We start from the raw sequence: 24,908 nt of genomic DNA, 5'->3' as shown, positions 1-24,908 counted from the left end.
GATCAGGTGCCGGTATCTTGTTCCAGAAGCGATAAAACCTGATCAAGGGTCGGGGCAGCATCGGCGGCACCATAGCGTGTGGTCGCCAGTGCCCCGGTTGCGCAGGCAAAGCGGACGGCATCGCGCAAGGGGCGTCCTTCATGCAGGGCGACGGCCAGGCCGCCGTTAAAGCAATCGCCCGCTGCAACCGTGTCAATCGCCGAGACATCAAATGGCGGGACAATCCCGGACTGATCGCCATCCGAATAAAACGCGCCCTTTGATCCCATTTTGATGATCGCGATACGTGCGCCCATTTCGCGCAGCTTTTCGGCGGCCTGATGGGCGGTTTCAAGGTTTTCGGGAAGAATGCCGGTCATGGCGAAACATTCGCTGCTGTTGGGGGTGACGATATCGGTCAGCGCCATCAGATCACGCAGAACAACCCGGTCCGGTACCGGTGCCGGATCTAGAATGATGGTGGCCCCGGCGTCGCGGGCATATTTCATGGCGCAGGCCACGGCGACAACCGGGCATTCAAGCTGCACGAGCAGATAGTCGCAATGTTCAAGGAAAACCTGTTTTTCGCGGATGTCGGCGCGGCTCATGGTCATGTTGGCACCACCGGCCACGGTGATGATGTTTTCCCCGGCATCGTCGATGGATATCAGGGCGGTGCCGGTCTGCGCATCCGTCGTCTGGATCAGCTGGTTGGTGTCAAATCCTTCGATTTTGAGCGTATCAATCAGGCTGCGCCCGAGAACATCATTGCCGATTTTGGAAATGAAGACAGGTTTCTGCCCCAGACGGGCCACGGCAACCGCCTGATTGCAGCCTTTGCCGCCGGGGCCTGTGATGTAATCCTTGGCCGATACGGTTTGGCCGGGTTTGGGCAATTCGGCAACGCGGGCGGCAAAATCGATATTGGAACTTCCGACAATGGCAATGGTCATGGGCTATCCGATTGGCAAATTTCTAATACCTTTTGCTGATATTGGCATCTTTTGAAGTGATTAAAGAACCCGGTGCAACATTTCAGGTGAAATGCATCACACCGCAAAAAAGCCGATCAGGTGGGGCAAAAGGTGTAGGGTCAGGCGGGTTGGAATTCTTCGCGGAGCGCGGAATAGATGCGTTTGAATTTGGCAAATCGCGGTTGATAGGCCGCGTGTCTGTTCATATCGGGTTCGATCACTTCCTGAATGGCCGGTTTCTGGCAGACATCCTCGACCGTTTCGTTATCGAGTGCCAGCCGTCCAAGACGGGCCGCGCCAAAGGCCGGGCCCTTGGCCGCCCCTTCGTATCGGGCAAGCGGGCAGCCCATGATGTCCGATATCAGCTGAATCCAGTATCGGCTGCGCGCACCGCCGCCAATGACACCGGGCAATTCACAATGCGTTCCGGCGGCATGCAGGCGTGACTGCCCGTCCAGAAGGGCAAAACCGACACCTTCGAGCACCGACTGGACCATCGTTTCGCGTGATGTGTCGCTGCCAAGGCCAAAGAAAACGCCGCGCGCATAAGGATCGTTATGCGGGGTCCGTTCGCCATTAAGGTAAGGCAGGAACACGACATCCGAGGGGGCCTTGTGCCCGGCTTCGGTCCGTTGCAGCAATGCGCCGATATCCTTTTCACCCAACAGGTTTGCCGCCCACAAAAGGCAGCTTGCCCCGTTCAGAAGGACCGCCATCTGGAACCAGTGCTGGGGCACGGCATGGGCGAAGCTGTGCAGAAGTTCGTGGGGTTTCGGGCGATAACGATCCGATGCGACGAAAATCTGTGACGACGTACCAAGAGAAATGAACCCGTCGCCGTGGCTGACCGCGCCGACACCGATGCCACCGGTCGCGGCATCGCCGCCGCCGCCCGCGACAATCACGGTCGGCTTCATGTCCCAGCGCGCAGCCAGTTCACCGCGCAGATGGCCGGTGGGGTCGCTTCCTTCGACAAGGCGGGGTAGTTGGGCGATATCCATGCCGGTTGCGGCAATGGCGTCAAAATTCCAGCTTCGGCTTTCTTCATCAAGCCAGAGCGTGCCGGCGGCATCCGACATTTCGGTGACCTTTTCGCCGGTCAGGCAGAAACGGATGTAATCCTTGGGCAGCAGGACGGTTTTGATTTGGGCAAAGATTTCGGGTTCATGTTTGCGCAGCCAGATCAGTTTGGGCGCGGTCATGCCCGGCATGGCGACCACACCGGCACGCGATGGCAGATCGGGCAGGGCGGCCTGCAATTCATCGCATTCGGCCTTGGCCCGGCCGTCATTCCACAGGATCGCCGGACGAAGTGGTTTATCATCGGCATCAAGGATCACCGCCCCGTGCATCTGGCCAGACAGGCCAATCGCGCGAACCGCGGCAAGGGCGGCGGGATTGGATGATTTCAACTGATCCATCGCCGTGCAGGTCGCAGCCCACCAGTCATCCGGGTGCTGTTCGCTCCAGAATGGTTTGGGGTTGCTGAGCGTCAGGGGCACATCTGTTTCGGCGACGGTGACCGAATGTTCATCCATCAGAAGCGCTTTAACGGCAGATGTACCGACATCTATTCCGAGAAACATGTGGGACGGCCTCCTGGGTCCTGACCTGGACTCTTTTTGATATTCGTTACTTGCGGTCATCATAGCAGGGCAATTTCTGATCGAAAGATCAAAAGCTTTGCACGTCGGTTAAATCATCAAGACGGGGGTATACCCCCAATGCAAAAAGGCCACCGCAGCGATGCAGTGGCCTTTTGAATTTTTGATCCGGCGATGATCAGCGGGTCGGAACCGGCTCGTCGCCGCTATAGTCATAGAAGCCGCGGCCGACCTTGCGGCCAAGCCAGCCGGCTTCGACATATTTGACCAGAAGCGGGCAGGGGCGATACTTGGTATCGGCCAGACCATCATGGAGCACATGCATGATCGACAGGCAGGTATCCAGACCGATGAAATCGGCCAGTTGCAGCGGCCCCATCGGGTGGTTTGCGCCAAGGCGCATGGCATCGTCGATGGACCGGACATTGCCAACACCTTCGTAAAGCGTATAGATCGCTTCGTTGATCATCGGCAGCAGAATACGGTTCACGATGAAAGCCGGGAAATCTTCGGCACTTGCCGTGTCCTTGCCCAGTTTCTTGGTCAGTTCATGAATGGTGCGATAGGTCGGCTCGTCCGTGGCGATACCACGGATCAGTTCGACCAGCTTCATCAGCGGCACCGGATTCATGAAGTGCATGCCCATGAATTTCGACGGGCGGTCTGTATAGGAAGCCAGACGCGTCACCGAAATGGACGATGTGTTGGTCGCAATGATGGCTTCGGGACCCAGAACCGGACACAGAGCCTTGAAAATCTGTTTCTTGGTCTCTTCGTTTTCGGTTGCGGCCTCGATCACGAGATCGCAGTCAGACAGGAAGCTGTAATCCGTACCCGTGGTAATCCGGGCAAGGGCCGCTTCTTTCTGTGCCTCGGTAATCAGGTCTTTCTTGACCTGACGATCCATGTTCTTGCCAATCAGGCCAAGCGCCTTGTCGAGCGCCTCTGCCGATACGTCAAGCAGTCGGACGTCGTAGTCGGCAAGCGCAATCACATGAGCAATCCCGTTGCCCATCTGACCGGCGCCGATTACGCCAATGGTCTTGATATCTTCAAGCGAAGCCATTTGTTCCCCACTCATCCCCCAGGGTCAAAACAAGGTCAGAACAATGTTCTTTGACTGTTCTGACCCTAGATGGGATCTGATTATTTGTCGAGTTCGCTCGCCAGTGCGGGAAGGGCCTCGAACAGGTCCGCGACAAGACCGTAATCGGCAACCGAGAAGATCGGTGCTTCTTCGTCCTTGTTGATCGCAACAATGACCTTACTGTCCTTCATGCCGGCAAGGTGCTGTATCGCACCTGAAATGCCTACCGCAATGTATAGCTGCGGTGCAACAACTTTGCCGGTCTGGCCGACCTGCCAGTCGTTCGGAGCGTATCCCGCATCGACTGCGGCGCGCGAAGCGCCAATGGCAGCGCCGAGTTTATCGGCAATCGGTTCGATCAGGTGGAAGTTCTCGCCCGAGCCCATGCCGCGACCGCCAGAGATGACAACACTGGCTGCGGTCAGTTCCGGACGTTCCGACTCGGTCAGTTCCTGACTGACAAAAGCGGATTTTCCGGCATCTTTCGCAGTTGCGATATCTTCGATCGATGCAGAACCGCCTTCGGCCGCAACTGGATCAAAGCCCGTGGTGCGGACGGTGATCAGTTTCAGGCTGTCTGACGACTGAACGGTTGCCATCGCGTTACCGGCATAGATCGGACGGACGAACGTATCAGCACTTTCGACATCGGTGATGTCGGAAATCTGTGCGACGTCCTTTAGTGCTGCAACGCGGGGCATGAAGTTTTTGCCCGTGGTCGAAGCGGCCACCAGAACGTGGCTGTAATCACCGGCCAGTTCATTGACAAGACCGGCCAGGTTTTCAGCCAGGAAATGGCCATAGGCCGCGTTATCGGCAACCAGAACCTTGGAAACGCCCGCCACCTTTGCGGCCGCATCGGCAACCGCACGGCAGTTTTCGCCCGCGACCAGAATGGTGATGTCGCCACCGATTTTCTGTGCGGCGGCAACGGTATTGAGCGTTGCGCCCTTCAGTTCGGTATTGTCGTGTTCGGCAATAACAAGAATGCTCATTTGATCGGCCCCCGCTTAAATCACTTTTGCTTCGTTGCGAAGCTTGTCGACAAGCTCGGCGACGCTGGCAACTTTTACACCTGCCTGACGTGCCGGCGGTTCCGTCACTTTCAGGGTTTTCAGGCGCGGCGCGGTGTCGACACCAAGATCAGCCGGGCTTAGCGTATCAAGCGGCTTTTTCTTGGCTTTCATGATGTTGGGAAGCGACGCATAGCGCGGCTCGTTCAGGCGAAGGTCGGTGGTGACGATGGCCGGAAGGTCGATCTTGATGGTTTCAAGGCCACCATCGACTTCGCGGGTGACGTCAAGCTTGCCATCGGCAACGGCGACCTTGGATGCGAACGTGCCCTGCGGCCAGTCCAGAAGGGCGGCCAGCATCTGACCGGTCTGGTTGGCGTCGTCATCAATTGCCTGTTTGCCGAGGATCACGAGATCCGGGCTTTCCTTGGCAACGACTTCCTTGAGAAGTTTGGCAACGGCAAGCGGTTGCAGTTCGTCGTCGGTTTCGACCAGAATGCCGCGATCGGCACCCATGGCAAGGGCGGTACGCAGTGTTTCCTGACACTGTTTCACACCCAGCGATACAGCGACCACTTCGGTCGCGGTGCCGGCTTCCTTGAGGCGGACGGCCTCTTCAACGGCGATTTCGTCAAACGGGTTCATGGACATTTTGACGTTGTTCAATTCAACGCCAGACTGGTCCTGTTTGACACGGATCTTGACGTTGTAATCCACAACGCGCTTAACGGCGACAAGAACCTTCATGACAGACCTGTTCGTTTTTGTTGTCGAAGCTATGGGCTTGCTGCGTTCTGCCGGGGCAGTCCGCAGTGGGGCCCGATGTTACTGTTTTCCCCGCGATGCACAATAGGGGGTGCTACGGGGCTTGTCAATTTACGTAAAGAGGTTAACGTTAACGACAACTTCTTTACTGAAATTCTGAAGTCTCGGGCTGCCTTGATACGCAACCGAACCCTGAAAAGACAGGGGTTTATTTCCAATATCTGCCTAGCGGGTCAGGCCGGGTTGCCACAGGATATCGTCCTTGCCGCCATTATTGGCATGGCGGGCCAGAACGAACATATGGTCCGACAGGCGGTTGATGTAGCGCACCGCTTCGGGGTTGATCGCCTCGATTCCCGAGAGCTCCACAATCAGCCGTTCGGCGCGGCGCGATACGGTGCGCGCGACATGAAGCTGGGCCGAAAGGGCACTGCCGCCGGGCAGGACAAAGGATTTCAGCGGATCAAGACCGGCATTGATCGCATCGATTTCGCTTTCCAGCCGCTCGGTCTGCTTGCTCGTGATGCGAAGGGCCGGGCGTTCCGGGTTATCGTCGCTGCCATCACCGGGCGTGCACAGATCGGCACCAAGATCAAAAAGGTCGTTCTGGATGCGGGCCAGCATGGCATCGACATCACCACTCGCATGCAGGCGGGCAACCCCGATCACCGCATTGGTTTCGTCCACTGTGCCATAGGCTGCAACGCGAATATCGTTTTTGGCAACGCGGGTGCCATTACCAAGGGCGGTTTTGCCCTTGTCGCCGGATTTGGTGTAGATGCGGGTCAGTTGAACCATGGTGAATTCCGTTGTCCTGATGGGTGACTTTCGGGGGGGATCATCGGCGGGCCTATTTGCCCAGCGCCATGAAGGACAGGATGATCAGAAGCAGCAGGGCAATCCCCTGTACCAGTACGCGAAGCTGCATCAGCTTGTTGGATTTCCTGGCATCCTTGCCACGCGCCATGGTGATGATGCCAAGCACCAGAATAACCGCGACCGCGGCCATCGCGATCAGAACGCCAATCTGTAAAAATCCAGCCATACCGGACTACTCCTTTGTGCCGCCCTTGCGGGTGTGATGTGCCGGGCGGGGCGACATGCTGCGTCAAACTGCGGGCGGGGGCAAGGTCGCAGATCGAAAAATCTTTGCGATTTCCGATGGCTGACGCTTAGGGCTGGCCCGATGGCGTGAAATCACGCCGGTCAATCCGAAGCTTTTTGATCCGCGACGCCAGGGTTGTCGGCTTTACATTCAAAAGGGCCGCCGCCCCATCGGGGCCGAAAATCCGGCCGCGTGTGGTTTCAAGGGCGCGGATGATATTGTCATATTCGTGTTTGCGCCGGTCATCTTCGGTCAGGATTGCCGATTGGGGGCTGGCCTGATCACGCGCGGGGTTGGCATTGCCATGATCTGTTTCGCGGCGATTGGGTTCGGGCAGGTCAAAATTCAGTTTGCCGTCGCGGGCCAGAATGGCAGCGCGTTCGATGATGTTTTCAAGTTCGCGCGCGTTGCCGGGCCAGTCATATTTCATCAGGCTTCGGACCTGCCCGTTGGTCAGCGTCAGTTGCGGAATGTTCAGCCGCTGGCAGATATTGCGCAGGAAATGTGTCGCCAATGGCGGGATATCGTCGGGCCGTTCGCGCAGCGGCCGGCATTCGATGGGAAACACATTGAGGCGGAAATAAAGGTCCTCGCGGAAGCGGCCCAGCCGGACTTCTTCCTTGAGATCGCGGTTGGTGGCGGCCAATAGCCTTACATTGACCTCGCGCGTGCGTTCCTCGCCGATGCGTTCGAATTTCTGATCCTGAAGAACGCGCAAAAGCTTGCCCTGCAGTTCCAGCGGAATTTCGCCGACCTCGTCCAGAAACAGCGTCCCGCCATCGGCCAGTTCGAACCGCCCGACGCGATCGCGCACGGCCCCGGTAAAGGCACCGCGGACATGGCCGAAAAACTCGCTTTCGAATAATTCATGAGGGATGGCGGCACAGTTCACGCGGACCAGAACACGGTCGCGCCGGTGGCTTGCCTGATGGATGGCGCGCGCAATCAGTTCCTTGCCGGTGCCCGATTCCCCGGTGATCAGGACGTTGGCATCGGTCGGGGCGACCAGATCAATCTGTTTGAGCGCACTATTGATCGCCTCGGACTGGCCGATGATTTCGTGGTGGTTGTTGGTCGAGAGGATTTCTTCCTGAAGATAGGCGTTTTCAAGTTCCAGCCTTTCGCGCAGGCGGTCGACCTCGGCAAGCGCCGCATGCAGCTTTTCCTCGGCAATCTTGCGTTCGGTGATATCGCGAAACACGATCACCGCCCCGATCACCAGCCCATGATCGCGGATCGGGGTGGAGGTATATTCCACCCGGATCGGTTTGCCGTCGCTGCGCCAGAAAACCTCGTCATCAACGCGCCGAACGATGCCTTCGCGAAACGCATTGTAAATCGGGCAATGTTCGGCGTGGTAGGGATCGCCATTGATATGCGAATGGTGGATGATCGAATGGATTTCCTTGCCCACCAGTTCCTCGGCCGTCCAGCCCAGCATCCGTTCGGCAGCCGGATTGACGAAGGTGGTGATGCCGTCGCTATTGACCCCGTAAATGCCCTCGCCCGCGGCACCCAGGATCAACTGGTTTTCGCGTTCGATTTCGCGGAAAAACCGTTCGGCCCGCCGCCATTCGGCAATGCCTTCGCGCAGGTAATTATCGGCCTCTGCATCGACATCGCGGCGGTGGCGGGCATCAAGATCACAAAGGATGATGATCAGGTAATCCTCGCCCTCCCAGTGCAGGGCGCGGGCTTCGTGTTCAAGCTGGATTTCGGTGCCATCGGAATGCATCAGGTTAAGGCCCCGCGTCCAGGCAAAGCCGTGATAAAGGGCGGCCTGGCTGAACACCACAAGGCTTGGCACCTGCCCCTTGTGCAGGCTGCTCATGGCGGTGGATTTAAGGTCCGCAATGCTGCGGCCCAGCAAATGCGCCGCCGCCTGATTGGCAAACATGATGCGATCACTTTGCGGATGAACCAGCAAAGTCGGATGAATATGCGATGCAAGCGCCTGTTGATACAGGGCGCCCGAAACCGTTGGAGGTGGCGGGTTTGCAATCTGATCCATCGTGATCGGCCTACGATATTTCGTAAATATGGTTACGAAATATCGTAAATTACGAAATTTCGTATGACCCGAGATTGCGCCTGTTTCGGGCCAAAGTCCAGTGTTTCCCTAGAGTTTTTCGCGCCGCACAAATCTGGCACGCCGGTTGCTGTTATCACCCCGAATATCGGTGTCGCCTGACGGGCGGCGTAAACAAAACAGGGGGTGACCACATGTCTATCAAAAGTCTGGGCGATCCATTCAGTGGCGAAAGCGATCTGCGGCATAGCAAATCGTGCGGCTGCGAGGCTTGCGCAACCGGCAAACATCACCATGCCGGTCATGACCATCACGAAGACACATACGATCTGGCATCGATGCCCGCCCATAGCGATATGGCTGTGGATGGCGCGTCGTCGTCGTCTGGCAAGCTTGCCAGCAGCGAGGAAATGCTGGATCGCGCGATTGAAAGTGCGGTGGTCCGCTCTGTCTTCGGGCATAACGAGATTTCGCGTCGTTCCTTTGCCAAAATGGTTGGTAGCGGCACGATGATGGCGGCACTGGCGTCGGTCCTGCCGCTTGATAAGGTCAAGGCGGCAATCCTTGATGATCTGGGCACGCCGGAAAAGACCAAGCTTAATATCGGCTTTGTTCCGATCACCTGCGCCACCCCGATCATCATGGCCCAGCCGATGGGCTTTTATGAGAAATACGGTCTTGATGTCGATGTGATCAAAACCGCGGGCTGGGCGGTCGCACGTGACAAGTCATTGAACAATGAATATGACGCGTCGCATATGCTCACCCCCATGCCGCTTGCCATCACCATGGGGGCCGGTTCGACCGCGACCCCGTTCCTGATGCCGGCGGTTGAAAACATCAACGGGCAGGCGATTGTCCTGCATAACGACCATCTTGATAAACGCGATCCGAAACAGTGGAAGGGCTTCAAGTTCGGTGTGCCGTTCGAATATTCGATGCACAACTTCCTGCTGCGTTATTACGTCGCCGAACATGGCCTTGACCCGGATAAAGACATCCAGATCCGTGTCGTTCCGCCGCCCGAAATGGTCGCCAACCTGCGTGCCGGTAACCTTGATGGTTATCTGTCGCCTGATCCGTTCAACCAGCGTGCCGTCTGGGAAAAAATCGGCTTCATCCACACCCTGACCAAGGATATCTGGGAAGGTCATCCGTGCTGTGCGTTTGCCTGTTCCAAGGCGTTTGCCGATGAAATGCCCAATACCTATGGCGCGCTTCTGAAATCGATCGTCGATGCGACGCAATACGCATCCAAGCCGGAAAACCGCAAGGAAATCTCGGCAGCAATCGCGCCGACCAACTATCTGAACCAGCCGGTGCCGGTCATCGAGCAGGTCCTGACCGGGCGTTATGCCGATGGTCTGGGCGAGGTCAAGAACGTGCCGGACCGCATCGATTTCGATCCGTTCCCGTGGCATTCGATGGGTGTGTGGATTCTGACGCAGATGAAGCGCTGGGGCTATATCGACGGCGATGTCGATTACAAGAAAATCGCCGAAGAAGTCTATGTCGCGGCCGATTGCGCCAAGATCATGAAAGACCTTGGCTACGAAGCACCAGACAGCACCTATCAGAAATATACGATCATGGGCAAAGAGTTCGACCCCGATCAGCCCGAGGCCTATGTCAACAGCTTCCCGATTGGCAAAGGGGTAAGCTGATATGATCGCATCCCTGAATGCCAGGGCGCTGCTGTTGTCTGCTGTTTTGCTGGCGGTTCTTCTTGGAATATGGGAGGCCGCCAGCCCCCAGCAGAAACTGGGCAGTGAACTGACGGAATATGAAATCCTGATGGGCGGGGCAGAGCCAAAGGCCGCCGTGCCGCCACCATCTGCGGTGTTCGTCAAGGCGTGGGAAGAACTTTCCAACCCTTTCTATGATGCCGGTCCTAACGACAAGGGGATTGGCATTCAGATCGGTTATTCGCTTTATCGCGTGCTGTCGGGCTATTTTCTGGCCGCGGCAATTGCCATTCCGGCCGGGTTCCTGATTGGCATGTCGCCATTGATGTATCGGGCACTTGATCCGTTCATCCAGATCCTTCGCCCGATTTCGCCGCTGGCGTGGATGCCGCTTGCGCTGTTTGTCATTCAGGACAGTCAGGCATCGGCGATTTTCGTGATCTTTATCTGTTCGATCTGGCCGATGCTGATCAATACGGCCTTTGGCGTTGCCGGTGTACGCAAGGACTGGGTCAATGTCGCGCGCACCCATGAACTGGGCACGCTGAAAACCGCGTGGATCGTCATTCTTCCGGCGGCGGCACCGACCATCCTGACGGGGATGCGGATTTCCATCGGGATTGCGTGGCTGGTGATTGTAGCCGCCGAGATGCTCGTGGGCGGTACCGGCATTGGCTATTACGTCTGGAACGAATGGAACAATCTGGATCTGACCAGTGTGATCTTTTCGATCCTGATGATCGGCCTTGTCGGCATGCTTCTTGATACGGCGTTCGCCTATTGCGCCCGCCTTGTGCAGTACCAGGAATAAGGAAAAGCACCATGCCAACACCCTTCCTGAGCGTACAGGGACTAAGCAAGCGGTTCCCCGGCCCCAAGGGATCTGATCCGTTAACCGTGTTTGAAAACGTCAATCTGGGGATCGAAAAGGGCGAATTTGTCTGCATCATTGGTCATTCGGGCTGCGGCAAATCGACGATCCTGAATATCCTTGCCGGGCTCGACGAGCCGACCGACGGCGCGGTGATCATGAATGGCAGGGAAGTATCGGGGCCAAGTCTTGATCGCGGTATCGTGTTTCAGAACTATTCCCTGTTGCCGTGGTTATCCGCGCTTAAAAACGTGACCTTTGCCGTGCAGGCGCGCCATCGCAACTGGACCAAGAAACAGGTCCATGATCATTCGATCAAATATCTGGAAATGGTGGGGCTTACCGGCGGGGCGGAGCTTCGCAAGCCATCACAATTATCAGGTGGCATGCGGCAGCGTGTTTCGATTGCGCGGGCCTTTGCCATTCAGCCGGAACTGCTGTTGCTGGATGAACCGTTTGGGGCACTTGATGCCCTGACACGGGGCAGCATTCAGGATGAATTGATCCGTATCTGGGCCGGGTCGGATCAGACTGTTTTCATGATCACCCATGATGTCGACGAGGCGATCCTGCTTGCCGACCGTATCCTCCTTATGACCAACGGCCCCTATGCGCGGGTCGCGGAATCGGTACAGGTCGATATCGAACGCCCGCGCGTTCGGGCCGATATCATCCATCATCCCGACTATTACGACATTCGCAACCATCTGGTCGAATTCCTTGCCAAGCGGTCCCGCGAACTGGCCGGGAAACGTGACGAGGATGGCGTTTCTGAACCAAACGTCATCCGTTTTGGCCTGAACGGGCCGGTTGCCAATAAATCCAACAAAGGTGCCGACGAGACACCCGCCCGCCCGCGGGTGGTGAATGGTGCCGACTAATCCGTAACGACACAGACAGTGAAGTGGAGAAAAGCTGTGAAAAAAGCAGATGTGAAAGAACTGATCATTACGTCCAAAAAAGCCAAGGGTCTTGGCTGGGAAGAAATCGCCAGCAAGATCGGCATGTCCCCGGTCTGGACCACGTCGGTCTGCCTTGGCATGAATTCCGCGCCCAAGGAAAAGGCCGATATGCTGGTGGCCCTGCTGGAGCTTCCGGCGGAGGCATCCGCCGTGCTGCAGGAATGCCCGATGAAAATCTGGGAACAGGCGGTGCCGACCGATCCGGCGGTATACCGTATCTATGAAATCATGGGCGTTTACGGCGAAACGATCAAAGAAATCATCCATGAAAAGTTCGGCGACGGCATCATGAGTGCGATTGATTACGAAATGTATATCGAACGCAAGGCCGATCCGAAGGGGGACCGCGTTGTCGTGACCCTTGATGGCAAATTCCTGCCTTATCGTGCCTGGTAAGATAATATCGCACGCGGTTAAGGCAATCCCATATCGGCAGCGGATGAATATTGATCCGTATGTCGCAGTCCAGTCAGGCCAATCTGCATGCGCGGGTTGGCCTGATCTGTTGTTGCCGCAGGACTGAAACAGGGCGGGAAACAGTCAATTGCCAAATTCGCGCTGGCGGGAAGGTCGTCTTATCCTACATCTTGGGGACATCACGTTGGATAAGGGTTGATGGTCTGGCGCAATGCCGACCCGATCAACCGCCATGACCCAAATCAGGAAGGATAATATTCAGATGGCTGATCTGTCCGCATTTGACATCACCAAGCGATGGCCCGCCAAGAACCCGGATATATTGCAGCTTTATTCCCTGCCGACGCCAAACGGGGTCAAGGTTTCGATCATGCTGGAAGAAACCGGCATCGATTACGAGCCGCATTTCATTGATATCGGCAAGGACGAAACATGGACGCCGGAATTCCTTTCGCTGAACCCGAATGGCAAAATCCCGGCCATCATTGACCCGAACGGGCCGGATGGGAAGCCGGTTGGCCTGTTTGAATCGGGCGCAATTCTTTTGTATCTGGCGGAAAAAACCGGAAAATTCCTGCCGTCTGATCCGATTGCCCGGATCGAAACCATCCAGTGGGTGTTTTTCCAGATGGCAGCAATTGGCCCGATGTTTGGCCAGCTTGGCTTCTTCCACAAATTTGCCGGTCGCGAGTATGAGGATAAACGCCCACGGGATCGGTATGTTGGGGAATCCAAACGTCTGCTGGGTGTTCTCGAAACCCGTCTTGCCGGGCGTGACTGGATCATGGGTGATGAATATACCATTGCCGATATCGCGACCCTTGGCTGGGTACGCAATCTGGTCGGTTTCTATGATGCCGGGGCACTGGTGGATTATGACAGCCTGAAAAACGTTCCGGCATGGCTTGAACGCGGGCTTGCGCGACCGGCGGTGAAGCGTGGTCTGGAAATTCCGGCGCGTCCTTAAAGTAAGGGGTTCGCGTCCTTGATCCTGCCCGCCGGATGAAAAATCTGACCACATGGTCAGAAATGCTTTTCATCCGGTCGGGCTGGGATTAACACATGGGGGTAATCCAGTATTCGTCCCACGTTTCAAGCGAGCCCACCCATGACCACCTCTACGACCAGCCGCATCAAGGACCCGGCACTTGCCGCCAATATCACCGATGAAACCCTTGCCTGGCGCGAGGTGATCTGCCCGGTGACCGCCAAATACGGCAATTACGTTGCCAAACGCGACCTGCGTGACAAAACCATCGTCAGTTTCCAGCACGTGCTTGAAGACACCATTCCGACCCTGTTGCCGTTTGTCAAAGCGGGTGCCACGGTCAAGGTGGGCGCGTGCAACCCCGATAGCACCGATGATGTTGCGGCGGCCTATCTGGCGGCGAACGGGGTCGAGGTCCATGCCTTTTCCGGCATGACGCCCGATGAATACGCCAAAAGCATCGATATCCTGTCTGATGGTCCGGCCGATATCGTGGCCGACATGGGTGGGGAACTGATCGAGGCGTTTGTGAAAAAGGGCCATAAGGTCGATGGGGCGCTTGAAGCGACCACGACCGGTGTTCACCGCGTTGAAAAGCTTGATTTTACCTTCCCGGTGTTTAACTGGAACGATATCGCGATCAAGGACCGCCTGCATAACCGCCACCATGTGGCACAGGAAATGTGGCCGGTCTTTTCCAACGTCACCGGTCTGGCGCTTTATGGCCGTTCGGTTCTTGTGATCGGTTTTGGGCCGGTCGGGCGTGGCGTTGCCGAACGGGCGCGCAATCTGGGGGCGGTCGTATCGGTCGCGGAACGCGATCCGGTTCGCGCCCTTGAAGCCCAGCATCACGGTTGCCGGGTTGTGGCGCTTGAAGACGGGCTTCGGGAATGTGCGATTGTCGTCACCGCGACGGGTTTTTCCGGCATCCTTGGCCTGGATCAGATCAAACTGGCGCGTCGTGGTGTCATTCTGGTCAATGTCGGGCATTCCAATACCGAAATTGACGTCAAATGGCTTGATACGCAGGAACGCACCCGGATGCGCCGCTATATCGAGCGTTTCACGCTTGATAATGGCAAGGAAGTCTACCTTCTGAACCGGGGCAGTCTTCTGAACCTCGCGCCGGGCATGGGGGGATCGGGCAAGGACCTGTTTGATCCGTTTTCCGCCATTCTGATTCGCGGGATCGACTGGCTGGCATCGGGTGGGGCATCGTCGTTCAAGCCGGGATTCTATGATTACCCGGCGGACGTTGAACGCGAAATCGCCGAGGCGGTTTTACGGTCGCATAGCTGATTTCCGGTTCATCAAATGCAAAACACCCCGGCATGTGACCGGGGTGCTTTTGTTTCTGTTTCTGTTTCTGTTTCTGTCTCTGGCAATGATCAGGCGCGATAGCCGATGCGCAGATTGCCCCATTGTTCGCCATTGACCACAATCGGGATGTCGCATTCCTTCATGAACACGACTTCTGATCCCATGTCGCGGAAATAGGTTTGCAACAGTTTGGGTTTGGTGTTGCGCGCCGCCATCAGGCCGGCCCGGTCGTCAAAGATGCGGCGGTTGCGGCAATTGCCCATGTTCCATGCCGGTTCACCGCGGCGCTGAGGCTGGCTGTAAACCTTGTTATGGGTCGGCAGGAAGCCGTTGATATCCACCCCGGCGGCAAAGACAATATGTTTGTCCTTTTGCAGGATTTCTTCCTGTAACGGGGTGAAATGCCGGTCGGTATAGGGGATATAGGGCGTCATGAACTGTATCGGGTCGGTGCCGTCAATCGGTTCATAGCGGGGACGGAACAGATCTTCTTTTCTGATCTCGCCATTGCGGATGCCGTTTTCCAGTACCTTTGCCAGTTGGGCCGCCAAGGGTGCGCCCAGTTCGGCGATCTTGTTGTCATGATCGCGGGTTTTCTGCAAAAGCCCCATGATCGTGCGGTTGGCTTCTTCGTCCAGTTCGGTGAACTGGACATGCGATCCCAGATTTGAAACCGCTTTCAGGATGCCGTGCAAACGGGTGTTGCCATCAAGCAGGATCGAAACCGGTTTGCCATTGTCCTGATCGCTGGCCTTGATCCGGGCCAGAAGACCGGCAACCGACATATCGGCGGTAACGCCCTTGCGTTTGTCGCCATTGCCGAAATCCATTTCGATATCAACGGCAATCGGAACGCGTTCCTGATTGCGGCGGTTGCTGGTGTCTGCCGAACGCAGAACAACGCGGAACCGGTTTTCCATCTCGTTGATATCCTTGCGGATATTCGATGCGAGAATGCGCAGGTTTTCCGATGTCTTGCTGGCGTTGTGTGATCTTTCGCTGGCCAGTGCGATGTCGCTGGAAATGCCCTGCATGTGGGTGGACACTTCCTGCGCGCTGGTTGAAATCTCGCTGATGGCGGCGGTTTGCTGCTGAACGGAGGAGGCGATATCCGATGACAGCTGGCTGACTTCGTCAATCGCGCCGCCAATGCCTTCGATCGCGCCGACCGCCTCGGATGTGGCGTTCTGAATGGCGGTGATCTGGGCGTTGATATCGGAAATGGCCTTTTCGGTTTGCGATGCGAGGTTCTTGACCTCGTTCGCGACAACCGCAAAGCCCTTGCCAGCATCGCCCGCGCGGGCGGCCTCGATGGTCGCGTTGAGCGCCAGCATCTTGGTCTGATCGGAAATGCGTTTGACGATATCGACGACCTTGCCGATCTCGCTTGCGGTGTCTGACAGGCTGTTCATCGTGACCGATGTTTCCTGTGCGCGGGTCACGGCCTGACTGGCGATATCGTTGGTTTTGTGGATGCGATCCGCGATTTCCTCGCTCGATGCCTGCAATTCCTCGGTCGCGGAGGCGACGGTGGACACATTGTTGCTGGCAATGGCGGTGGTCGATGTGATCCGTTCGACCAGTTCCGACAGATCATGCGCATCGGATGCCATGATTTGCGCCACGTCATTGGTGCGACCGGCCTGAAAACCGACTTCGGCGATCATGTTATCGGTTTCGCGTTCGATGATTTCCGACATCGACTGGATTTCCGATGCCGAACGGCCCTGTGCGGATTTACGTTCCGCCTTGGCCATCAGGCAGGCCATATCCCCCATCAGCACCGAACGGCAGGCGTCCAGCACGCCGGGATCGCGTCTGCCGCGTCCCTCGGAGGCCGCCAGTCGGGCAAAATTTTCGATTGTGTTGTGGTAGGCCTGAACGATGCGGCTTGCCGGGGTGCCGACAATGGCATCGGCCAGAATGTGATCGGCAAAGCAGGCATCAAAATCCGATCCGCTGCTGGCCGCCATCAATGTGCGCAGGCGTTTTGCCAGTGCGCTGACATGGGCTTTCGGATCGTGCGGATTGCGGCTGTTCTGACCTGTGCCAAACAGCTCGGCCAGAAGGCTTTCGGCGAGCTTGTCGGCATGTTTGTCAAAAATCTCGCGCGCGGCGTTTGCACGCGTAAAAATTGTATTTTCCGGTGATGCAGACGCGTGATTCATAAAAACGTCTCTCCCTATTTCCCCTTCGGCACATCAGGCCGCACAGGCTTCGATTTTTCGATTTTTTACCTGTTGATTAAAGTGATGTTACCACCGCAGGGTAGGTATACAGATATCATACTTTAGGTTGATACAAGAAAGAGGCCCGTCAAGGTTGACGGGCCAAGTTTGCCCAGGTTTTTCACCGGGGCCACGGTTCGCTGGAACAGGAACTAAGCGAGACGTTCGGGCAACGGCCCCGTCTATCGGCCCAGAAGGCCGCGGGTCACGACCTGCGCCTGTATTTCGGCCGCCCCTTCGAAAATGTTCAGGATGCGGGCATCGCACAGGACGCGGCTGATCTGGTATTCAAGGGCGTAACCATTGCCACCATGGATTTGCAGCGCATTATCGGCGTTCGACCACGCAACACGTGCGCCCAGAAGCTTTGCCATGCCCGCCTCGATATCGCAGCGGATATCCTGATCTTTTTCGATGGCGGAAAAATAGGTGAGCTGACGGGCGATCATGGTTTCAACCACCATCCAGGCGATTTTGCCGTAAACCCGCGGGAAGCTGTAAAGCGGATTGGAAAACTGGATGCGGTCCTGTGCATAGCGCATGCCGATTTCAAGCGCGTTCTGTGCGACGCCAACCGCACGGGCGGCAGTCTGGATGCGGGCGGATTCAAAGGTCGCCATCAGTTGTTTGAAGCCCTGGCCTTCATCGCCGCCCAGAAGGTTTTCGGCGGGAACCTCGAACCCGTCAAAGGACAGTTCGTATTCCTTCATGCCGCGATAGCCAAGCACCTCGATCTCGCCGCCGCTCATGCCCTTGGCCGGGAAAGGATCAGTTTCCGTGCCGCGCGGCTTTTCGGCCAGCAGCATGGATAGCCCGCGATACCCGGTTTCATCGGGGTTGGTGCGTGCCAGAAGGGTCATCAGGTCGGAGCGGGCGGCATGGGTGATCCATGTTTTGTTGCCGGTGACCTTATAGGTATCGCCATCCTTGATCGCACGCGTGCGCAGATGCGCCAGATCCGATCCGTTATTGGGTTCGGTAAAGACCGCGGTTGGCAGGATTTCACCTGATGCCAGTTTCGGCAGGTAATGTTCTTTCTGCGCGTCGGTGCCACCAAGGCGGATCAGTTCGGCGGCAATTTCGGACCGTGTGCCAAGCGAGCCGACCCCGATATAGCCGCGCGAGAGTTCTTCTGTCACGACGCACATCGCGGTTTTGCCCATGCCAAGCCCGCCGAATTCTTCGGGGATGGTCAGGCCGAAAACGCCCAGTTCGGACATTTCGTTGATAATTTCAATCGGGATCAGTTCGTCGCGTTCGTGCCAGCCATGGGCATGCGGGCTGACCTTTTCATCGACAAAGCGCCGGAACTGGTCGCGGACCATATCAAGGGTTTCGTCTTCAAGTCCGGTTTCGCCAAAGCGGCCGGTATCAAGGCTGTCCTTGATCTGATCGGCGATGGCGCGCCGGGTGGCGTCGCTGTTGCCCGAACCGGTCAGGGTCGCAACCGCGCGGCTATCGCCAAGGGCAGCAATCACATCGCCCGGGACGCCAAGGGTTGAAAGGCGGATAAACTCGCCCTGCGACATCGCAATGCCGCCCTGAATCTGTGCCAGATATTCGCCAAAGGCCGCCTGAAGGATCAATTGTTCAAGCGTTCCAAACTTTCCCTGTGTCGTAAGCCGATCCGCCCATGCCTTCATCTGCTTTAGGGCGGTGACATAGGTTGAAAACCATGCAAAGCCGTGGGCGGCATACTGGTTTTCATCCAGTGCGCTCGCATCGATTTTGCCATCCACCGTCACGATTTCGCGCATCGCGGTTTCGGCGGCCTGATGCACCGGGGCAAGGGCCGCCAGCGCATCGTCGCAAAGCCGGGTCAGTTCGGGCAGCAGGGCTTTATCGCTCATTGGTCTGATCCTCGGGTTCGGTCCATCTGGTGCATGAAGCAGACTATCATTGTTGTCATGCCGGTTCGGCAAGGATTGAAAAGTGGCAGCCCCGATGCGGATCGGGCGAGAACGCATCAGGGCCACCAACGGTCAGTCGACGCTTTATGTGGGCTTAGGCGTCGACTGCTTCTTCAAGGGTTCGCATGCCCGGGCGTTTGGCCTGAACCAGAACGGCCATGTTTCCGGGTTTGTGTTCGTTGCGCATCATTTTCATATGTGCGCGCGGAATATCGTCCCAGCCAAGTACTTCGGACATGCTGGGATCAATGCGCCGTTCAATCACAAGCTTGTTGGCCTGGGCTGCCTGTTTCAGGTTGGCGAAATGGCTGCCCTGAATGCGTTTCTGGCGCATCCAGACAAAGCGCGCATCGAATGTCAGGTTAAAGCCCGTCGTCCCGGCACAGAACACCACCATCCCGCCGCGTTTGACCACGTTGCACGATACGGGGAAGGTCTGTTCGCCCGGATGTTCAAAGACGATATCAACGTCATTGCCCTTGCCGGTAATGTCCCAGATCGCCTTGCCGAACTTGCGGACTTCTTTCATATAGTCGCCAAATTCCGGGCCATTCACGGTTGGCAACTGACCCCAGCAATTGAAATCCTTGCGATTGATCACGGCCTTGGCACCAAGGCCCAGCACGAAATCGCGTTTGCTTTCATCCGAAATCACGCCAATCGCATTGGCACCCGCCGTGGTGATCAGCTGGATCGCCATCGATCCAAGACCGCCCGAGGCCCCCCACACCAGAACATTATGACCGGGGCGCAGGATATGCGGGCGATGGCCAAACAGCATGCGGTATGCGGTGGCAAGGGTCAGCGTGTAGCACGCACTTTCTTCCCAGGTCAGGTGTTTGGGGCGTGGCATAAGCTGCTGCGCCTGTACGCAGGTGAATTGGGCGAATGATCCGTCCGGTGTCTCGTAACCCCAGATGCGCTGGGTGGGGGACAGCATCGGGTCACCGCCGTTGCATTCCTCGTCATCGCCGTCATCCTGATTGCAGTGAATGACGACCTCGTCACCGACTTTCCAGCGCGTGACCTTTGACCCGACCGCCCAGACAATGCCCGACGCATCCGATCCCGCGATATGATAGGGCAGGTCATGCACGTCAAAGACCGAGATCGGCTTGCCGAGTGACGCCCACACACCATTATAGTTCACACCCGCCGCCATCACGAGGACGAGGACCTCGTGACTGTCGGGCTGAATGACCGGCAGGACTTCGCATTGCATGGCGGTATCAGGTTCGCCGTGGCGTTCGCGGCGAATGGCCCAGCCATACATATTCTTTGGCACATGGCCCAGTGGTGGAATCTCGCCGATTTCATACAGGTCTTTTTCTTCATGACCACCACGGAACGGCAGAACTTCAGCAGTCGTATTCATGGCCTTCACTCCTTGTTCGGGTCGATCCGAATCGCGCTGTAAAAGGATGGTAATAAAATTATCCTGTGTTGCGCTGCGGTCGACGAATCCTCCAAGCCACGGATTTTGTGATATTTTCCCTGAAATGCACCGGTTTCCCTTGGTTTCTGGTTGGGGTTCCCGAATGCTTTCTTAGTTTTCGCTTTTATCGCGTTGCACAAATTGTTATATAATTATCCAACTGATGTCCAGTAGGTAATTTAATAACGTTTCTTTGTAATAAACAAAAAGCTTTTGGGTAATAAAGATACGCGAGGTCGGCATGTCGATGGAAAATCAACGCAGTGCAGCAAAGTCGGAACGCGATCGCCCGTGGCTGATCCGGACTTATGCCGGGCACAGTTCGGCCAGCGCATCGAACGCGCTGTATCGCCAGAATCTGGCAAAGGGGCAGACGGGGCTGTCGGTGGCGTTCGATCTGCCGACCCAGACCGGCTACGATTCGGATCATATTCTGGCGCGCGGCGAGGTCGGCAAGGTCGGCGTGCCGGTATCGCATCTGGGCGACATGATGACCCTGTTTGACGGCATTCCGCTTGATCAGATGAACACATCCATGACGATCAACGCGCCGGCGGCGTGGTTGCTGTCGTTATATATTGCCGTTGCCGAAAAACAGGGAACGCCGCGCGACAGCCTGCAGGGGACGACCCAGAACGACATCATCAAGGAATATCTGTCACGCGGGACCTATATCTTTCCGCCTGCACCCAGCCTGAAGCTGATTACCGATGTTGCGGCCTTTACCTATCGCGAGGTGCCGAAATGGAACCCGATGAATGTGTGCTCGTACCATTTGCAGGAAGCCGGGGCGACCGCGGAACAGGAACTGGCCTATGCGCTGGCGACCGCGATTGCCGTGCTTGATGCGGTCAAGGCATCCGGTCAGGTGCCCGAAGAAGATTTTGCCAAGGTTGTCGGGCGCATTTCATTTTTCGTCAATGCCGGCATCCGGTTTGTGACCGAGATTTGCAAGATGCGGGCATTTTGCGAATTGTGGGATGAAATCACGCGGGATCGTTATGGCATCTCTGACGAAAAATATCGCCGGTTCCGCTATGGCGTGCAGGTCAACTCGCTTGGCCTGACCGAACAACAGCCTGAAAACAATGTGTATCGCATCCTGATCGAAATGCTCGCCGTGGTGCTGTCGAAAAATGCGCGTGCGCGTGCCGTGCAGCTTCCGGCATGGAACGAGGCCCTTGGTTTGCCGCGCCCATGGGATCAGCAATGGTCGCTGCGCCTGCAACAGATCATGGCCTATGAAACCGATCTTCTGGAATATGACGACCTGTTTGACGGCAATCCGGCGATTGAACGCAAGGTCGGTTTGCTTAAGGAAGGGGCGCGTGCGGAACTGGCGAAAATCGATGAGATGGGCGGGGCAATTACGGCGGTGGATCGGGGATATATGAAACAGGAACTGGTGCGATCCAATGCGCGTCGTCTGGCCGATATCGAAACCGGGCTGACCAAGGTGATTGGTGTGAATGCCTATACCGAAACCGAAGCATCGCCCCTGACATCGGGGGATAAATCGATCCTGACGGTCGATGACATGGCCGAACAGGAACAGATCGAAAAACTGAAAGAATGGCGGTCCGGCCGGGATCAGGCCGCTGTTGCCAAAAGCCTTGCCGATCTTGAAGCCGCCGCCCGCGAAGACCGCAACATCATGGAAAGTTCGATTGCCTGCGCCCATGCCGGGGTTACGACCGGGGAATGGTCCGAAACGCTGCGTCAGGTATTTGGTGAGTATCGCGCCCCGACCGGCATCACATCGATGATCGTGACCGGCGACGAAGAAGACATCAAAAAACTGCGCAGTCGTGTGGATGAAGTTTCCGAAAAGCTTGGCGAACGGATGAAGATGCTGGTCGGCAAACCGGGGCTGGACGGCCATTCCAACGGGGCGGAACAGATCGCGGTCAAGGCGGGCGATGCCGGGATCGAGGTGCTTTATGATGGCATTCGCTGGACGCCCGATGAACTGGTGCGCAATGCCATCGACGAAGGCGCGCATGTGATCGGGCTTTCGATCCTGTCAGGGTCGCATGTGCCACTGGTGCGCGAAGTGGTGAATGGTTTGCGCACACACGGGGCGGGGCATATTCCCGTCGTCGTTGGCGGCATCATTCCGGATGCGGATATGCTTGTCCTGCGCCAGATGGGGGTGTCGGCGGTTTATACGCCCAAGGATTACCAACTGGTGCGGGTGATTTCCGAAATTGTCGATCTGGTGGATCGCAAATCAACCGAACATCCGGCCCCGCGTAAGGTTGAGGGCAAGCCGGAAGGGGCCGGAACCGCGATCTATTGATGGTGGCGTTTGATTGCTGTAGGGGCGGTTTCAGGCTTTGACCGGCGATGTGCTGATCAGGCTTGGCCAGGTTGCCATGGCGGCCTCGGCAACGGCGATCAGTTCGTCACGGGTTGCGCCATCGCGGGCCTGGATCGACATGCCATGCTGCACGGTCGCGTAATAGTTCGCCATTTTATCGATATTCGTACCGCGTGGGATATCGCCGCGATTCAAGCCTGCGTCATACAGGTTTTTCAGGATTTCCGTCACCTTGCGACGATGGCCGCGCAGGGTCTGATTAACCGTTGCGTGGTTTGATTCCGCCTGCGGTGCGGCCAGAACAACCAGACAGCCATGCGGTGTATCATCGCGGGTAAAGGCATTGGCGGACGCGATCAGGACATGCTGTGTCGCATCCCTTGCCAGTTTGAACCTGTCCAGATTTCCCCAGATCGATGCGCCATAATGCGTGGCGTAATGCGTGATGACCTCGTCAAACAGCATTTCCTTGCCGCCAAAGGCGGCATAGATGCTGGGCGGGCTTAGTGCCATGGCCGCGCTCAGATCGGCCATGGACGTGTTGTCATATCCCCGTTCCCAGAACAGGGCCAGGGCCTTGTTCAGGGCGTCGTCCCGGTCGAATGCGCGTGGTCTTCCGCGTGGCGCCATTTTGTGCTCATCTAATTATGTAACGATCACTAAATAAATCACTTGACGGAGAAATGCAAGCCTGTCACGAATTATGTAGTGATCATTACATAAATGGAGTTCATCATGCAGAACCTTGCAGGAAAGGTCGCATTCGTTACCGGCGGCAGCCGTGGAATCGGTGCCGCCATCGCAAAACGTCTGGCGCGTGAAGGTGCCAAAGTCGCCATCACCTATGTCAGTGCGCCGGATCGCGCCCGTGATGTGGTTGGCGAAATCGAGGCTGCGGGTGGTGTGGCATTGGCGATCAAGGCCGATAACCGCAAACCCGACGAGATTGAGGCCGCGATTAACGAAGCTGCCGCGAAATTCGGCAGGATCGATATTCTGGTCAATAATGCCGGGATCATCGAGTTGGGGCCGGTCGATGAATTAAGCATCGAACAGTTTGACCGGACGGTCGATGTCAATGTCCGGGCCGTCTTTGTCGCGACCAAGGCAGCACTGGCCCATATGCCCGATGGGGGCCGGATCATCACAACCGGCAGCAATTTGGCGCATCGCGTGCTTTGGCCGGGATTTAGCCTTTATGCCATGTCGAAATCCGCGCTATCGGGCTTTACCCGTGGGATTGCCCGTGATCTGGGGCCACGGAAAATCACCGCCAATGTCATTCATCCGGGGTCAACCGAAACCGATATGAATCCGGTAGACGGCGAAATGTCCGATGCCCAGCGCAGCCGCATGGCGATCTCGCAATATAGCGACGCTAATGACACGGCCGGTCTTGTCGCATGGCTTGCCGGGCCGGAGGCAAAGGTCGTCACCGGTTCGGAATTCACGGTCGATAGCGGGGTGAATGCCTGATTGAACGGCTCTTGTCTGGAATTTGCAGGTCGGTGGGCTGGATATCTCAGCCCACCGATAACGCCAGTATCTGGCTGATCTGGGTCAGGGGGCGACCGGTTTCACCGTGCCATTGGTTAATCGCGTCCTGAACGGAGGTAAAATCCTTGCCCGATGATGGCATTTTCGAAACCACGCCTTCACGGCCAAGGGCCTTGATCACGTCGTTGGAAAAGACCAGCGTATCGACCCCCATCCGGCGCAGGAACATCTGCCCGGTTTTGCCGCCAAGGCGCGAACCGCCTTTTTGAACGATGCGCAGATTGTCGCAATAATCGGCAATCTGCCAGTCGGCAAACCATGCGCCGACGGTGCCGTGATCTTCTTCGATCTGGCACAGGAAATGGGCGTTGGGGCCAACGGACCTGATTTTCGGTGCATGGGCGACAAGCCCGTCGGTTGCCATCAGGCGATCAATGTCCTCGTCATGCATCATCGACCAGCGGCCGATATCGAATCCGTCATAGGCGGTTTCGAAATTCGGCCATTTGTTTTCAATCACCTTCCAGCTAAACCCCGCCTGAAACACGCACATCGTCATGGCCGAAAGCCACCGGTCCGACGGGATTTTGCGGATTTCATCGGGGGTCTTGGGCGTGATCAGCCGGGCATTGATGGCATCCATGCCACCCTTGAGAGCCGCCGTTTCGGTGATGATGTCGGTGAATGAACGCAACGCCATGTCGCAATCCCTGCCTGAA

21 protein-coding genes are annotated in these 24,908 nt (G+C 56.8%); 8 read left to right on the top strand and 13 right to left on the bottom strand.

All coding sequences use genetic code 11. The features are described from left to right. Window positions 1-2 precede the first annotated feature (2 nt). From rbsK to AUP42_RS02135, 8 genes are all read right to left on the bottom strand, one after another. Window positions 3-932 (bottom strand): ribokinase, encoded by a 930-nt coding sequence (gene rbsK / locus AUP42_RS02170; RefSeq protein ID WP_062948432.1) that lies wholly within the window; start codon window positions 930-932, stop codon window positions 3-5. Between the two features lie 140 nt (window positions 933-1,072). Beyond that, on the bottom strand, window positions 1,073-2,539 hold the full coding sequence (gene xylB / locus AUP42_RS02165) for a xylulokinase (RefSeq protein ID WP_062948430.1): 1,467 nt from the start codon (window positions 2,537-2,539) through the stop codon (window positions 1,073-1,075). 196 nt (window positions 2,540-2,735) lie between these two features. After that, window positions 2,736-3,623 (bottom strand): 3-hydroxybutyryl-CoA dehydrogenase, encoded by an 888-nt coding sequence (locus AUP42_RS02160; RefSeq protein WP_062948428.1) that lies wholly within the window; start codon window positions 3,621-3,623, stop codon window positions 2,736-2,738. An 80-nt stretch (window positions 3,624-3,703) separates the two neighbouring features. Beyond that, window positions 3,704-4,639: an electron transfer flavoprotein subunit alpha/FixB family protein gene (locus tag AUP42_RS02155; protein ID WP_062948426.1), complete on the bottom strand. Its 936-nt coding sequence runs from the start codon at window positions 4,637-4,639 to the stop codon at window positions 3,704-3,706. Window positions 4,640-4,654: 15 nt separating this feature from the next. Continuing rightward, window positions 4,655-5,404 carry an electron transfer flavoprotein subunit beta/FixA family protein gene (locus AUP42_RS02150; protein ID WP_037987118.1) on the bottom strand — a complete coding sequence of 250 codons (750 nt, stop codon included), beginning with the start codon at window positions 5,402-5,404 and terminating at the stop codon, window positions 4,655-4,657. Between the two features lie 243 nt (window positions 5,405-5,647). Beyond that, the gene (locus AUP42_RS02145) at window positions 5,648-6,220 is read right to left on the bottom strand and encodes a cob(I)yrinic acid a,c-diamide adenosyltransferase (RefSeq protein ID WP_062948424.1); all 573 of its coding nucleotides are present in this window, start codon (window positions 6,218-6,220) and stop codon (window positions 5,648-5,650) included. Between the two features lie 52 nt (window positions 6,221-6,272). Continuing rightward, window positions 6,273-6,467: a twin transmembrane helix small protein gene (locus AUP42_RS02140; protein WP_062948422.1), complete on the bottom strand. Its 195-nt coding sequence runs from the start codon at window positions 6,465-6,467 to the stop codon at window positions 6,273-6,275. Window positions 6,468-6,594: 127 nt separating this feature from the next. Next, complete coding sequence (locus AUP42_RS02135; RefSeq protein WP_062948420.1) at window positions 6,595-8,538, bottom strand: sigma 54-interacting transcriptional regulator; 1,944 nt, start codon at window positions 8,536-8,538, stop codon at window positions 6,595-6,597. A 212-nt stretch (window positions 8,539-8,750) separates the two neighbouring features. On the opposite strand from AUP42_RS02135, the gene AUP42_RS02130 reads away from it, so the two are divergent. The 6 genes from AUP42_RS02130 (at window position 8,751) to AUP42_RS02105 (ending at window position 14,778) form a co-directional block, all read left to right on the top strand. Beyond that, window positions 8,751-10,220, top strand: a complete 1,470-nt coding sequence (locus AUP42_RS02130) for a CmpA/NrtA family ABC transporter substrate-binding protein (RefSeq protein WP_062948418.1) — start codon at window positions 8,751-8,753, stop codon at window positions 10,218-10,220. A 1-nt stretch (window position 10,221) separates the two neighbouring features. Further along, window positions 10,222-11,052 (top strand): nitrate ABC transporter permease, encoded by an 831-nt coding sequence (gene ntrB / locus AUP42_RS02125; protein WP_007092352.1) that lies wholly within the window; start codon window positions 10,222-10,224, stop codon window positions 11,050-11,052. Between the two features lie 11 nt (window positions 11,053-11,063). Beyond that, window positions 11,064-11,993: an ABC transporter ATP-binding protein gene (locus AUP42_RS02120; RefSeq protein WP_062948416.1), complete on the top strand. Its 930-nt coding sequence runs from the start codon at window positions 11,064-11,066 to the stop codon at window positions 11,991-11,993. Between the two features lie 36 nt (window positions 11,994-12,029). Continuing rightward, window positions 12,030-12,470 (top strand): cyanase, encoded by a 441-nt coding sequence (gene cynS / locus AUP42_RS02115; protein ID WP_007092354.1) that lies wholly within the window; start codon window positions 12,030-12,032, stop codon window positions 12,468-12,470. 283 nt (window positions 12,471-12,753) lie between these two features. Next, window positions 12,754-13,458, top strand: coding sequence for a glutathione S-transferase N-terminal domain-containing protein (locus tag AUP42_RS02110; protein WP_062948414.1), 705 nt, complete (start codon window positions 12,754-12,756; stop codon window positions 13,456-13,458). A 141-nt stretch (window positions 13,459-13,599) separates the two neighbouring features. Next, the gene (locus AUP42_RS02105; RefSeq protein ID WP_062948412.1) at window positions 13,600-14,778 is read left to right on the top strand and encodes an adenosylhomocysteinase; all 1,179 of its coding nucleotides are present in this window, start codon (window positions 13,600-13,602) and stop codon (window positions 14,776-14,778) included. Between the two features lie 89 nt (window positions 14,779-14,867). Here the strand turns inward: AUP42_RS02105 and AUP42_RS02100 are convergent, their stop codons facing one another. The 3 genes from AUP42_RS02100 to ccrA all read right to left on the bottom strand — a co-directional run bounded on the left by AUP42_RS02100 (window position 14,868) and on the right by ccrA (window position 20,312). Next, window positions 14,868-16,967 (bottom strand): methyl-accepting chemotaxis protein, encoded by a 2,100-nt coding sequence (locus AUP42_RS02100; protein WP_062948410.1) that lies wholly within the window; start codon window positions 16,965-16,967, stop codon window positions 14,868-14,870. 242 nt (window positions 16,968-17,209) lie between these two features. After that, window positions 17,210-18,877, bottom strand: coding sequence for an acyl-CoA dehydrogenase family protein (locus AUP42_RS02095; RefSeq protein ID WP_062948408.1), 1,668 nt, complete (start codon window positions 18,875-18,877; stop codon window positions 17,210-17,212). A 154-nt stretch (window positions 18,878-19,031) separates the two neighbouring features. Next, window positions 19,032-20,312: a crotonyl-CoA carboxylase/reductase gene (ccrA, locus tag AUP42_RS02090; protein ID WP_062948406.1), complete on the bottom strand. Its 1,281-nt coding sequence runs from the start codon at window positions 20,310-20,312 to the stop codon at window positions 19,032-19,034. A gap of 301 nt (window positions 20,313-20,613) precedes the next feature. On the opposite strand from ccrA, the gene AUP42_RS02085 reads away from it, so the two are divergent. Continuing rightward, entirely contained in the window at window positions 20,614-22,671 is a 2,058-nt protein-coding gene (locus AUP42_RS02085) for a protein meaA (protein ID WP_062948404.1), read from the top strand. A 30-nt stretch (window positions 22,672-22,701) separates the two neighbouring features. Here AUP42_RS02085 and AUP42_RS02080 read toward each other — a convergent pair whose 3' ends face one another. Next, window positions 22,702-23,322, bottom strand: a complete 621-nt coding sequence (locus AUP42_RS02080) for a TetR/AcrR family transcriptional regulator (protein ID WP_062948402.1) — start codon at window positions 23,320-23,322, stop codon at window positions 22,702-22,704. Between the two features lie 105 nt (window positions 23,323-23,427). Between AUP42_RS02080 and AUP42_RS02075 the strand changes: the two genes are divergently transcribed. Then, window positions 23,428-24,168, top strand: coding sequence for an SDR family NAD(P)-dependent oxidoreductase (locus tag AUP42_RS02075; RefSeq protein ID WP_062948400.1), 741 nt, complete (start codon window positions 23,428-23,430; stop codon window positions 24,166-24,168). A gap of 46 nt (window positions 24,169-24,214) precedes the next feature. Here AUP42_RS02075 and AUP42_RS02070 read toward each other — a convergent pair whose 3' ends face one another. Further along, a complete protein-coding gene (locus AUP42_RS02070; protein WP_062948398.1) occupies window positions 24,215-24,889 on the bottom strand; it encodes a DNA-3-methyladenine glycosylase I in 675 nt (224 codons plus the stop codon). Window positions 24,890-24,908 lie beyond the last annotated feature (19 nt).

The sequence above is a fragment of the Thalassospira lucentensis genome (assembly GCF_001613805.1).
GTDB lineage: Bacteria > Pseudomonadota > Alphaproteobacteria > Rhodospirillales > Thalassospiraceae > Thalassospira > Thalassospira lucentensis_A.
Note: the sequence above shows the minus strand (reverse complement) of the source record. Positions and strands in the feature narration are given on the sequence as shown.